The organism is Ruegeria sp. AB6 (assembly GCF_056542685.1).
On the sequence record NZ_JBQGAD010000002.1, the window covers coordinates 607,082 to 619,899 of the forward strand.

Sequence of the window (12,818 nt, forward strand, 5' to 3'; positions counted from 1 at the left end):
GAGTGAGCGGGTCATCCCGAATCGTGGCCGTACTGGGCCCGACGAACACAGGCAAAACGCATTACGCGATTGAACGTATGCTGGGCCACCGGACCGGTATCATTGGCCTGCCGCTGCGTCTGTTGGCACGTGAGGTCTATGACAAGATCGTCGCCATTCGCGGGCCGTCGGTCGTGGCGCTAGTTACGGGCGAAGAGCGCATCGTGCCGCCACGCACCCAATACTGGGTCTGCACGGTCGAGGCGATGCCCGAAGGCATGGGCGCCGATTTCGTGGCCATCGACGAAATCCAGCTGTGTACCGACCCCGAACGCGGCCATGTTTTTACCGACCGTCTGCTGCGTTCACGCGGTACCAGCGAGACCTTGTTTTTGGGCTCGGACACCATGCGTGGTCCCATATCAGCGCTGGTGCCCGAGGCACAATTTGTACGGCGCGAACGGATGTCTCAATTGGTCTATGCCGGGTCGAAAAAGATCAGTCGGATGCCCCCGCGCAGCGCCATCGTTGGGTTCTCGGTCGATAACGTCTATGCCATTGCGGAACTGCTGCGCCGTCAAAAGGGCGGGGCTGCGGTGGTTATGGGCGCGCTCAGCCCCCGGACACGGAACGCGCAGGTCGATCTCTATCAGAATGGTGAGGTGGATTATCTGGTCGCCACCGACGCCATCGGTATGGGGTTGAACCTGGACGTGAATCACGTGGCGTTTTCCTCGCTGACCAAATTCGACGGTCGGCGGATGCGGCCCTTGGCCCCAAACGAACTGGCCCAGATCGCAGGCCGGGCCGGGCGTGGGATGTCGGATGGCACGTTTGGCGTCACGGGCGAGGCCCCGCCGTTGGACGAAGGCACAGCACAAGCGATCATGGACAGCCGCTTCACGCCGATGAAAAAGCTGAACTGGCGGAATGCTGCCTTGCGGTTCGGATCCATCGAGGCGCTGATCAACTCGCTTGAAGTCAGCCCGGACAATGAAAACCTACTCAAAGCGCGGCCCGCCGACGATCTGAACGTGCTGAAATCCCTGTCGCAAGTGACCGAAGTGATGGCCCGCGCAAGCGATCCGCAATCCATCCACTTGTTGTGGGATGTATGCCGAATCCCCGATTTTCGCGGCATCAGCCATTCGGAACATGCCAGCCTGCTCGAGGTGATCTACGGCCATCTGCACGAACGCCAGTCGATCCCTGATGACTTCATGGCGCGGCAAATCCGCCGGATTGACCGGACAGACGGAGATATTGATGCGCTGTCCAAACGGCTGGCATATATTCGCACCTGGACATATGTTGCGCAACGAAACGGATGGGTGCGTGACGAATCCCATTGGCGTGAGGAAACGCGCACTGTAGAAGACAGGCTGTCAGATGCATTACATGACCGTCTGACCCAACGATTTGTGGACCGGCGCACATCCGTTTTGCTGCGGCGGCTCAAACAGAAGGAGGCCCTTTTGGCCGAAGTAAATGACAAGGGTGAAGTGACCGTCGAAGGCGAATTCGTCGGTCGTTTGGAAGGGTTCCGGTTCAGTCCGGATAAAGCTGCGCAGGGGACCGAGGCGAAAGCCTTGAGATCGGCTTCGCTGCAAGCTCTCGCGCCGCAATTCCATCTGCGTGCCGACCGCTTCTACAACGCGCCCGATACCGAAATTGATTTCACCGAACAAGGTGGCCTGATGTGGGGCGAATATGCCGTTGGCAAGCTGGTTGCCGGGGCCGAGCCGCTCAAGCCTATGGTCGAGGTTTTCGTAGACGAAGCCGCAGGCCCCGATGTCGAACAGAAGGTGCAGCGCCGGCTGCAGCATTTCATTGACCGTAAGGTGGCCGCGCTGTTTGAACCGCTGCTGAACCTGTCGCGAGACGAGGAACTCAGCGGTCTGGCCAAGGGCTTTGCATTCCGCATGGTCGAGGCATTGGGCATCTTGCCGCGTGCGCAGGTCGCGCAAGAGGTCAAGGATCTGGATCAGGACGCTCGCGGTGCGCTGCGCAAGCACGGCATCCGCTTCGGTCAATTCACGATCTTCATGCCGCTGCTGCTGAAACCCGCGCCGACGCGCTTGCGTCTGGTTCTGTGGGCGCTGTCCAGCGGCTTGCAGGAATTCCCTGAAGCGCCGCCTCCGGGTCTGGTTACGGTCCCCGTCGCTAAGGACGCGCCGCAAGGGTATGACACCATGTGCGGTTACCGCGACGCCGGTGAGCGCTCGATCCGTATTGATATGCTGGAACGTCTGGCAGACATGCTGCGGTCTGAGGACAGCCGGGGCGGGTTCGAAGCCAAGCCCGACATGCTCTCGATCACCGGTATGACGCTGGAACAATTTGCCGACCTGATGCAGGGCTTGGGCTATAAGGCCGAGCGGGGTGAGCGTGAAAAGGTCAAAGCCGCGCTTGCGGAACAACCTGCGGCGGAAGTGCCCGAGCAACCTGCTGCTGAGGAAACCCCGGCAGATGCAGTTGCGACAGACGATGCGCCCGCACCCGCCGAGGCGCTAGCCGAGGCCACCGAAAGCACCGAGGCAGCAGCCGAGGCTCCTGCCGCAGAACTCGCAAGCGATGAGCCTGAAGTTGAAGTGTTCTACACCTTCACATGGGGCCGTCAGCGCCAGCAGAATCGTGGCCCGCGCCGCGAGCAGGGGCAGGGCAAGGGCAAGCCGCGTGGCAAACCTCAGGACGGTCGCGGCAAGCCGCACGGCAAGAAGGGTGGTAAACCGCAGGGCGCGAAATCCTTCTCGTCCCGACCGCCCAAGAAAGAGAAAGCCATTGATCCCGACAACCCCTTCGCCGCTGCGTTGATGGGGCTGAAGGACGGCAACTAAGCACGGATGTCCGAGGCCAAGCTGCGGATCGACAAATGGCTGTGGCAGGCGCGGTTCTTCAAGACCCGCAGCCTGTCCGCCAAACAGGTCAGCGGCGGCCATGTGCGTGTCAACGGTAACCGGGTTCTGAAACCGGCGACAGCTATCAACCCCGGCGATGTTCTGACCTTTCCTCAGGGCCACATTGTGCGTGTTGTGCGGGTGGAAAAACTGGGTGAACGGCGCGGTCCGGCCCCCGAGGCACAAACGCTATATACGGATTTGACCGAAAAGCAGGACAAGCCGCTGCAAAATCCAAGCTTTGAAGGAAAAGGTCGTCCAACCAAGAAAGATCGGCGCGCGCTTGATCTTTCTCGCAATCAAGATAGCTGATCCTATCTTGAAGCTGACGCCATACTGATTTAGCTAGACGCCCAAAGCGCAAACGGGAATCCGACCATGACCTACGTTGTCACTGAAAACTGCATTGGCTGCAAATATACCGACTGTGTCGAAGTATGCCCGGTGGATTGTTTCTACGAAGGTGAGAACACGTTGGTCATCCACCCCGATGAATGCATCGACTGCGGCGTGTGCGAACCCGAATGCCCCGCCGACGCAATCCGCCCCGATACCGAGCCGGGTATGGATGAATGGGTCGAGTTCAACCGAAAATACTCGGAAATGTGGCCGGTCATCGTGACGAAGAAGGATCCCTTGCCAGAAGCCGAGGAACGCGACGGCGAAGAAGGCAAGATGGAGAAGTACTTCTCTGAAGCGCCCGGCGAAGGTGGCTAAGCGATTCGCTCTCTGAACTCAGTGGTTTAGATGCCGAAAAAACGCCGCAACCTTATGTTTAATAATGATTTTATCGGCTCATTGGTCGGTAGCGCTTTTGTGTGTCGCATTTTTGTGATATACTTCGTAGCTGAATGATGACTGAGCTGGGGATGACTCCGTAAGTATGGACGCTTTGGAGTTCTAATTTTTTGACAAAAAAACTGCCTGACCGGGCCTTCAAGGCACGGTTTTGGGGTGTTTTGTCGTTTTTTTGTCTGGCTCTGCTAACCAAGGATGAACCTGAATGTCTAAGTCGAAAAAGCTTGAGTTCCGCCCGAACGATTATGTGGTCTACCCCGCGCATGGTGTGGGTCAGATTATCTCGATCGAGGAACAGGAAGTTGCCGGGTATTCGCTTGAGCTGTTTGTGATCTCGTTCGAGAAAGACAAGATGACCCTGCGGGTGCCGACCAACAAGGTGACCGAATCCGGTCTGCGGTCGCTGAGTTCGCCCGACGTGATCTCTCAGGCGATGAAGACGTTGAAGGGCAAGGCCAAGGTGAAGCGCGCAATGTGGTCGCGCCGGGCGCAGGAATATGAACAGAAAATCAACTCGGGCGACCTGATCTCGATCGCAGAGGTGGTCCGCGACCTGCACCGCACTGACGATCAGCGCGAACAAAGCTATTCCGAGCGTCAGCTCTATGAAGCTGCCTTGGAACGTCTGACTCGTGAAGTTGCAGCCGTATCCGGCGCCGGTGAAGTGTCGGCCGCCAAGCAGGTGGATGAGGTGCTGACCTCGCGCGCTGCCTGATCGCATTGCTTTGAATAGTTTGGGCCGCTCCTGTTGGGGGCGGCCTTTTTTATTTTCTACCTCTTCGTTTGGGGGTATTTTCCCAATAGGTAGAGGCGTCTAGATGACCCAGATAAAGAAAACGCTCAAATATCTGTATATCGGACATGACCCGGTTTCGGTCTGGTTCCGCTATGGGCTGATCCTGTTCGACGCGGTGACAATCGTGTTTTTTGTCGCCACTGCGCATATTTCACACGGTCCTGGGATCACGATCGCCAGCATGTTCGTCGGTTTCCTGATCCTGCTGGACTTTTCGGCGCGCCTATGGATCGCGCGGGACCGGCGCAAACTGTTCTTCAAGATTTACACCCTGGCCGATCTGGTTGTGATCGTGTCGCTAATGCTCGACCCATTCCTTTCGGGCAATCTGGCCTTTCTGCGGATTCTGCGCGCTCTGCGCCTGATCCATTCCTTTCACTTACTGCGCGATCTGCGCCGCGACGTCCAATATTTCCGCACCCATGAAGATGCGGTTATTGCCGCCATCAATCTGCTGGTCTTTGTATTCGTGACCTCGACTGCCGTTCTGGTCTTTTTCATCCCCGAGGACAGCCAGACCCCCTATATTGACGCTTTGTATTTCACCATGGCGACGCTGACGACAACGGGGTTCGGCGACATCACGCTGGACACACCGGGCGGTAAGCTGATTTCGGTCTTTATCATGGTGGTTGGGGTGGCGCTGTTCGTGCGGCTGGCGCAGGCGATTTTCATGCCACAAAAAGTACGGCACAAATGCCGAAGCTGCGGCTTGTATCGACACGACCCAGACGCTGTGCACTGCAAACATTGCGGCGAAGTGTTGCGGATCGAAACTGGAGGCGCGTCCTAAAGCGCCGCCGTCAGCGCTATCAAAATGGCAAGCTCGGTCATCACCTGCGTTGCGCCCAACACGTCGCCGGTCTGTCCCCGAATTTTGGATCTGGCGACCAAACCGATGGCGAACGTAACAAGAGCGGCGACAATCAAAGCCTTAAATGCGGTGGCTCCAATCAAGATCAGGGCCATTGCGAGGGCAAAGGCAGCCCCAATCCCAGTAGTGGACGACAGGGGAGCGCCGACCGAATGGCTCAGACCAGCGTTTCTGGCGTTGGGCAGGGCAGTCATCAATATCGGCATCATTGCGCGCGACAGGATGCAGGCAGTCAGTATGCCTCCGAAAGCGCCAGTTGCCAGCAAGGGGGCGATCAGCGCAACGCGCAGGGCTTGCGACAAGATCAGGACAAGAACGCCATAAGTGCCGATGTGGCTGTCTTTCATGATCTCAAGACGTCGGGCCGGGTCAAACCCGCCCCAGAACCCGTCTGTGGTGTCAGCCAGCCCGTCCTCGTGCATGGCCCCGGTACACAGGATCAGCACTGCAACCAGTATGATGGCGCAGGCCAACGGGGGCAGGCCCCAAGCCGATCCGACCCATCCCGCCGCACAGGCCAGAGCGCCGACAACGAAACCGGCGGACGGAAACGCCCAGGCGGCTAAGACCTGACGATCAAAAGCATCCTCGGGCAGGCGCGGGATCGGTAAACGCGTCAACAGGACCAGTGCCAGCAGTATATCCCAGTGGGAAATGAGTTTGGTGTCGTTTTTTAGCACTCCCGCGCCTTTCAGGGTCTTGTTGCTTTGGTCGCTTCGGTTAAACACACAGGACCACTCTGATGCAACGAGGCTTTGGATGCTGCCAGACCTGACCGACCTGAATTCTTTTCGTGACGCCCTTTCTAATGCGCCCGGACCCGATGGCGACGCCCGTCAGGGTGCTGCGGACCGGAACGGACAATTGACCAAACCTCCAGGTGCGCTGGGGCGGCTAGAAGATCTGGCGATCTGGTATGCGGCCTGGCGTGGGGACGCGCGGCCGCAGATCAATGCGCCGCAGGTCATTGTCTTTGCCGGAAACCATGGTGTTACGGCGCAGGGCGTTTCGGCCTTTCCGCCCGAAGTGACCGTGCAGATGGTGATGAATTTCGAACATGGCGGCGCGGCGATCAACCAGTTGGCCAAAGCGGCGGGAGCAACGATGGACGTGCACGCGCTGGAGCTTGACCGTCCGACCGTGGATTTCACCACCGGTCCGGCCATGTCCGAGGACGAACTGTTGCGTGCGCTGCAAACCGGCTGGAACGCAGTGAACCCGGAAGCTGACCTGCTGGTCGTGGGCGAGATGGGGATTGGCAATACCACCCCCGCCGCCGCGATTGCCTGCGCCCTGTTCGGAGGCGAAGCCGCCGATTGGACCGGGCGTGGAACCGGCGTAGACGATGCCGGTCTGGCCAACAAAACCCGTGCGGTGGCCGAGGGCGTAGCCCTGCATGGCGGCTCGGGCGACGGGTTGGAGGTGCTGCGCTGTCTGGGCGGGCGCGAGATTGCGGCCATGGCTGGGGCGATTGCTGCCGCCCGCATCCTGCGCATTCCGGTTGTTTTGGACGGGTTCATCTGTTCAGCTGCTGCGGCCTGTCTGGCCCGCACGGTCGACGGGGCGCTGGATCACACCGTGGCAGGCCATCAAAGCGCTGAAGGCGCGCATGGCGCGGTGCTCGCCCAGCTTGGCAAAGAGCCGCTGCTCAGCCTCGGCCTACGTCTGGGTGAAGGGTCTGGTGGTGCTTTGGCGATCAATATCGTTAAAAGCGCTGTCGCCTGTCATTCCGGTATGGCAACCTTTGCCGAAGCAGGCGTGTCGGACGGTTAAGTTGAAGGGCCTGACCGGGGAACGGTCAGGCCGATTTCTGGGCGTGTTTTTCGGCCAGTTCCAACAGCTCAGTCTCTAGGTCCTTTTCAAGCTGTCGGGCCCGATCGATATATTTCTTGTTCTCGCCGGTGGGCATCCCGGGGATCCACAGTTCGGCCAATTCCCGAACAGCGGTCCGGTCGTGGTGGTAAAAGGTCTGCTCGGCCTGCGCCGCCTCGTAGTCGCTGAGGCCGATATTCTCGAGCACATAGCGTCCAGCCCGGAGCGATCCGTCAAACATCTCGCGCACGATGTCATTGGCCCCGGCCTGATACAGCTCGTACACATGGGTTCGGTCATGAGCGCGGGCGACGATATGAAGGTCGGGACGCTGGCGGCGGGCGAAGCTGACCAGCCGCGTGACTGTCTTGGGGTCATCCATCGCAGCGACCAGAACCGAGGCTTTCTCTAACCCGGCGGCACGCAGCAGTTCTGGGCGGGTGGGATCGCCCAGGAACCCTTTGACGCCAAACCGACGCATCAGCTGGATGGTTTCGATATCGTGGTCCAGAACGATTGTCTTGAACCCGCTGGCACGCACCAGCCGGTTCACGATCTGACCAAACCGACCGATGCCTGCGATGATCACCGGGCCTTTCTCGTCGATCTCATCGGGTTCGGGGGCGGGCCCGCCATCGCTGATCCGGCGCGAGAGCAGGTCGTAGATGATGAACAAAAGTGGCGTAATCAACATTGTAAGGGCGATGATCATCAGCAGCTTTTGTGACAGATCGGGCGGGATGACGTTTTGCTGTGTTGAGAAGGCCAGCAGAACAAAGCCAAATTCACCCGCTTGCGCTAAACCCAAGGTGAATAGCCAATGATCGCGCCCGCGCAGTTTGAAGGCACGGCCAACCAGAAACAGGATGATGCCTTTGGCCAGAATGACCAAAAGGGCAAGGCCTATCAGATCAAACGGGTCGTTGAAGAAATAGGCGACATCAATCCCGGCCCCCACGGTGATAAAGAACAACCCCAAAAACAGACCTTTGAACGGTTCCAGGTCGCTTTCCATTTCATGGCGGAACTCCGAACTTGCCAGAACCACGCCTGCCAGGAATGCGCCAAGGGCAGGCGAAAGGCCGACCAACGTCATCAGGAAGGAAATCCCCACGACGATCATCAGCGCCAGCGCCGTATACATCTCGCGCAGGCGGGTGGCATGGATGAAGCGAAACAAGGGGCGGGTCAGGTAGATACCGGCAAGGATGACGAAAGCGATGGCGGCTAGTGTCACCAGCGTTACCGCCCAGCCCGGCAGCCCATCCACTAGAGACAGGCTGTGATGCGCCTTGTCATGCAGGTCTGCCGCTCCCCGCTCGATAGATCCGTCATTCTGGATGTGAGGCACCGCAGGCAGCGCCAGCAGAGGCAGCAAGGCCAGCATCGGGATCACCGCAATATCCTGCGTCAACAGAACTGAGAACGTCGCTCGGCCGCCATTTGTCTGCATCAACCCCTTTTCCGACAGGGTTTGCAGCACGATCGCGGTTGAGGACAATGACAGGGTCAACCCGACAGCTAGCGCCACCGACCACGGGTGGTTGGCATACATGGCCACGCAGGCAATCACCGCAGTGGACAACAGAACCTGCAGCCCACCAAGACCCAGTAGCCGTTCGCGCATATCCCACAAGGCGCGAGGCTCCAGTTCCAGCCCGATCAGGAACAGCATCATGACGACACCGAATTCGGCAACATGTTGCAGGCTTTCGGTCTCGGCCCCCACCAGTCCGAACATCGGACCGATGACAATACCAGCGGCCAGGTATCCCAATACCGACCCAAGACCCAGGCGTGCCGACAAGGGCACAGCGATCACGGCGGCCGCCAGATAGATCGAAGCCTGGTATAGGAAATCGTCCATATTATCCTCTCGGGTCAGGTGGGCAGGGGCGCATCGCGCTTGAGTTGGTCCATCACGATCTGGCTTTGCACCCGTGCCACCGCAGGATGCGGCAGTATCACTTGATGAAGCAAGCGATTGAGCGCGGAAAGATCGTCGCAATAGACATGCAGCAGATAGTCAGCCTCGCCGGTCATCGTCCAGGCGCTGGTGATCTCTGGTCGAGTGTCAACCAAACGGGCGAAACTGTCGGATTGCTCGGGGCCATGGGTGCCCAGATGTACTTGGATAAAACCTTGCACCTGCAAGCCCAACTTCAGTGGGTCCAGCCGCGCGGCATAGCCGGTGATATACCCCTCGGCCTCGAGCCGTTGACGGCGGCGTCCGGCCTGACTGGGCGACAGGTTCAGCATCTCACCCAATTGATGGGCCGTCAGGTGCGCATTTGTCTGAAGCGCCGACAAAAGCCGTGTGTCTATTGAATCCAACACCTGCGCAAATTCCTCATTAAATCATCAAAACGTGCGGATATCTCGCACTTGAACTTAGTTTACTCGAAAACAATGCGCAGAAACAGCGCCGAATAAGACATATTTTGGAATCAGCAAAGAAATTCCTGTTTTCACGGAGACGCGCCATGGGACCCTTCCCGCATAACGCCCCGAAATCTGTCATCAGCCCCGAAAATCCGGCCGGAACCGACGGGTTCGAGTTTGTCGAATTCGCCCATCCCGAGCCGCAGGAACTGCGCGACCTGTTCGCCAAGATGGGGTTTGAGTTGGTCGGCCACCACAAGGACAAGCCCTCGGTCGAGCTGTGGCAGCAGGGCGACGTGACCTATATCCTCAACGCGGATCCCGAGAGCTTTGCCGCCAAGTTCGTCGCAGAACACGGCCCGTGTGCCCCTTCGATGGGCTGGCGAGTTGTGGATGCGAAAAAAGCCTTCGAGCATGCCGTCAGCAAGGGCGCCGAGCCCTATGATGCTGCGGACAAAACGATGGACGTTCCCGCGATCAAAGGGATTGGCGGATCGCTGATCTATTTCATCGATCAATATTATGACACCTCGCCCTATAATCAGGAATTCACATGGACCGAACAGTCCAAGCCGCGCGGCGACGGGTTCTATTACCTCGATCACCTGACCCACAACGTCTACAAGGGAAATATGGACAAGTGGTTCAAATTTTACGGCGATTTGTTCAACTTTCGTGAGATTCGTTTTTTTGACATTCAGGGTAAGTTCACCGGGCTCTATAGTCGCGCGCTGACATCCCCCTGCGGCCGTATCCGCATTCCTATCAACGAAGACCGGGGCGAGACAGGCCAGATCGTGTCCTACCTCAAGAAATACAAAGGCGAGGGTATTCAGCATATCGCCGTCGGCAGCGAGGACATCTATGCCTCGACCGATGCGATTGCCGAAAAGGGTCTGAAGTTTATGCCGGGCCCGAACGAAGCCTATTACCACATGTCCAAGGACCGCGTGGCCGACCATGAAGAGCCGTTGGACCGGATGATGAAACACGGCATTCTGATCGACGGCGAGGGCGTGCTGGACGGGGGCGAAACCCGGATCTTGCTGCAAATCTTCTCGAAAACCGTGATCGGCCCGATTTTCTTCGAGTTTATCCAACGCAAAGGAGATGACGGGTTTGGTGAAGGAAATTTCCAGGCTCTGTTCGAATCCATCGAGCGCGAACAAATCGAATCCGGTGAAATTTCAGCCGCTTGATCCTGTGTCTTAACTTGATCTCGGGGGCGGCCTACGCCCCCGGTGATCAACTTCTGGGCAGCCGCAATGTCACGTTCTGGCCGCGTTTTTGATAGCGCAGTTCTGAATCGCCAATCGCTACCACATTGCCGCCGTCCAGCCTGTCTCCGACTTTCAACTTTTTGTAGCGCCCACTGGGCAGACGCACCAAGGCGCGTCGGTTGGCGGGCGTGCCATAGACTCCGATCAGGTTCAGCTTGCGCAGGTTGATCGCGTTGTCGATCGTCGCCTGTCGCGCGACCGAAGCAGAGGACGGGATTTTTGGCGCGACCGCTTTGGGCTGGAAGGACTCCGCCTCGTCAACGGATTGCGCAACGGCGGCGGTCGATCCCAAATTCACAGTGTTAACACGCGCGCTACGAGCTGCCCCGGCAGGTCGCGGTTTAGGGCGCGGGACGCGAACTACGGCCAGTGCGGTGGGTGTGTAGTCAATGTCTGGCGGCTTCAGGGATGCAGGTCGCAGTTTGGGGCGCAAGACTGCCAATTCCTGCAATGTGCGCCCGCCAAGCTGCTGGCGCTCGAACTGGTCGATCAGGTTCTCGGGGCGCGGCTTTGGCCGCAGCTCGGCCAGACGCGATGTCGCCTCATCAGGGACAGGCTCTTCCTCGAACCGTACGGGGACATCCGGGGGTACTTTCGACGGGCGGCCGAGATAGACGACAATGCCGTCCGGGTTCAACGTGCCCTCGGCAGTGGGTGTCACCAAGCCGCGCTCGTCCAACTCAAAACGGGTGCCTGCAGCCGATGGTTGCGCGACCGGGTCGAATTCCAGATCGGTGTCAAACCTTGCGACTTGCGGCAGGGCAACCGCGTCGCGAGACAGTTCCGACGGGTCGATGGAGGCCAGATAGATATCTTCGGCCTCAACAGCGACGGGGCTGTTCAGGGGCTGAGGTGTTTCAAACCGCACAGCAGGCAGCAGCGGTTGCGGCTCCGGTTCGGGCGCGATCGGTTCAACAACGGTGGGCGCGACTTTCAGCGCTTCGAGGATGGCGACATCTGTGGCGGAAAGCGCAGGTTCTTCCGGTTCGGCAGGGGCCGGAATTGGCTCGGACGCGGCGGTTTCGATTTCAACGGGGTCACTTACGACCGTTTCCGTCGCGCGCGGTTCATCTGGTTCGGGTTCCGCGAAGTCCGTCACATCCGGATCGGCCTCCACAGATTCCAATGGTTCAGGCGGGGCGGTCGCAATCCCGGGATCAACCTCGATTTGGGTGGTTTCAGTCGCTTGGACTTCGACGTCGGGAATGCCGCCAAGCGCCCAGACCAAAACAGCCACCGCCGCAACACCTGCGAGCGCTGCGGGAAACGCATATTGCGTCAGGTTCGCTGCATTCGGAATGGACCGAGTCTCAGCTTCAGGGACCGACCGGAAATCCGCAGCAGCGGGAGAGGGCGCTATGACATGCACCGCCGGTTGCGGAGTGTCGGGAATGAGTGCCGCGACAGGCTCGGGCGACAGGAACTGGGGCGCTTCGGGATAATCTTCACCATCGGTTGGTGCCGTGATCTGAACCGGTACGAATCCATGTTCAGTGGCAAACTCCCGCGCTTCGGTCAGCGTCTGTTTCGCCACGGCGGCGACGTGAATGATCTGGTCCCTTGTCGCGGTATCATAGACCAGTTCGTCCAGTGTATAGGGCGTCGCGCCGGTCAGAGCCGTCTCAACAGATCCGTCCGCGCCATCGGCGTCGACAGCCAGATAGCGTACCTGATCTTTCGGCAGCACCAGCGTACAGCTCAGCTGCGTCTCAAGCGCAAAGGCCTTGTCGCGTAGCGTGGCAAGCTGCGCGCTCAGATCCGGCTCATCCACGAACACATCACCAAGCCAAAATGAGTCATTGTTGGCCAAATGGTGCAAAGAGATTCCGGTAGACGAAAAAATCAGCTCAAAGGCAGGTTTCATAAGCCGGACGAACCATAGTTATCAGGGTCAAAACAGACAGGCATCCCGTCCGCAGACCGACATTAAAGCAGGATCTTGCCGAGGGAAAGAAAAAGCCGGGTTTCCCCCTTGTTCGGCAGACCCTTGCCACCCCATC

11 protein-coding genes are annotated in these 12,818 nt (G+C 58.8%); 7 read left to right on the forward strand and 4 right to left on the reverse strand.

Annotated features, from left to right (window positions below):
- Positions 1 to 2 precede the first annotated feature (2 nt).
- The 5 genes from ACR0DB_RS07135 (at position 3) to ACR0DB_RS07155 (ending at position 5,263) form a co-directional block, all read left to right on the forward strand.
- The gene (locus ACR0DB_RS07135; protein WP_480549763.1) at positions 3 to 2,816 is read left to right on the forward strand and encodes a helicase-related protein; all 2,814 of its coding nucleotides are present in this window, start codon (positions 3 to 5) and stop codon (positions 2,814 to 2,816) included.
- A gap of 6 nt (positions 2,817 to 2,822) precedes the next feature.
- The gene (locus ACR0DB_RS07140; RefSeq protein WP_480549765.1) at positions 2,823 to 3,188 is read left to right on the forward strand and encodes an RNA-binding S4 domain-containing protein; all 366 of its coding nucleotides are present in this window, start codon (positions 2,823 to 2,825) and stop codon (positions 3,186 to 3,188) included.
- 66 nt (positions 3,189 to 3,254) lie between these two features.
- A complete protein-coding gene (fdxA, locus tag ACR0DB_RS07145) occupies positions 3,255 to 3,593 on the forward strand; it encodes a ferredoxin FdxA (protein WP_170769449.1) in 339 nt (112 codons plus the stop codon).
- A gap of 286 nt (positions 3,594 to 3,879) precedes the next feature.
- Positions 3,880 to 4,389, forward strand: a complete 510-nt coding sequence (locus tag ACR0DB_RS07150) for a CarD family transcriptional regulator (protein WP_170381457.1) — start codon at positions 3,880 to 3,882, stop codon at positions 4,387 to 4,389.
- 103 nt (positions 4,390 to 4,492) lie between these two features.
- The gene (locus ACR0DB_RS07155; RefSeq protein WP_480549767.1) at positions 4,493 to 5,263 is read left to right on the forward strand and encodes a potassium channel family protein; all 771 of its coding nucleotides are present in this window, start codon (positions 4,493 to 4,495) and stop codon (positions 5,261 to 5,263) included.
- On the opposite strand, the gene cobS is transcribed toward ACR0DB_RS07155, so the two are convergent.
- Positions 5,260 to 6,024: an adenosylcobinamide-GDP ribazoletransferase gene (gene cobS / locus ACR0DB_RS07160; protein WP_480549769.1), complete on the reverse strand. Its 765-nt coding sequence runs from the start codon at positions 6,022 to 6,024 to the stop codon at positions 5,260 to 5,262. The two genes, ACR0DB_RS07155 and cobS, sit on opposite strands and share 4 nt — an antisense overlap.
- Positions 6,025 to 6,103: 79 nt before the next feature.
- On the opposite strand from cobS, the gene cobT reads away from it, so the two are divergent.
- Positions 6,104 to 7,117 (forward strand): nicotinate-nucleotide--dimethylbenzimidazole phosphoribosyltransferase, encoded by a 1,014-nt coding sequence (gene cobT / locus ACR0DB_RS07165; protein ID WP_480549771.1) that lies wholly within the window; start codon positions 6,104 to 6,106, stop codon positions 7,115 to 7,117.
- Between the two features lie 25 nt (positions 7,118 to 7,142).
- Here the strand turns inward: cobT and ACR0DB_RS07170 are convergent, their stop codons facing one another.
- The gene (locus tag ACR0DB_RS07170) at positions 7,143 to 9,023 is read right to left on the reverse strand and encodes a monovalent cation:proton antiporter-2 (CPA2) family protein (protein WP_480549773.1); all 1,881 of its coding nucleotides are present in this window, start codon (positions 9,021 to 9,023) and stop codon (positions 7,143 to 7,145) included.
- A 14-nt stretch (positions 9,024 to 9,037) separates the two neighbouring features.
- Entirely contained in the window at positions 9,038 to 9,493 is a 456-nt protein-coding gene (locus ACR0DB_RS07175) for an Lrp/AsnC family transcriptional regulator (RefSeq protein ID WP_170769454.1), read from the reverse strand.
- A 146-nt stretch (positions 9,494 to 9,639) separates the two neighbouring features.
- Here ACR0DB_RS07175 and hppD point away from each other — a divergent pair, with 146 nt between their 5' ends.
- A complete protein-coding gene (gene hppD / locus ACR0DB_RS07180; protein ID WP_480549775.1) occupies positions 9,640 to 10,737 on the forward strand; it encodes a 4-hydroxyphenylpyruvate dioxygenase in 1,098 nt (365 codons plus the stop codon).
- 46 nt (positions 10,738 to 10,783) lie between these two features.
- On the opposite strand, the gene ACR0DB_RS07185 is transcribed toward hppD, so the two are convergent.
- Complete coding sequence (locus tag ACR0DB_RS07185; protein WP_480549777.1) at positions 10,784 to 12,589, reverse strand: hypothetical protein; 1,806 nt, start codon at positions 12,587 to 12,589, stop codon at positions 10,784 to 10,786.
- Positions 12,590 to 12,818 lie beyond the last annotated feature (229 nt).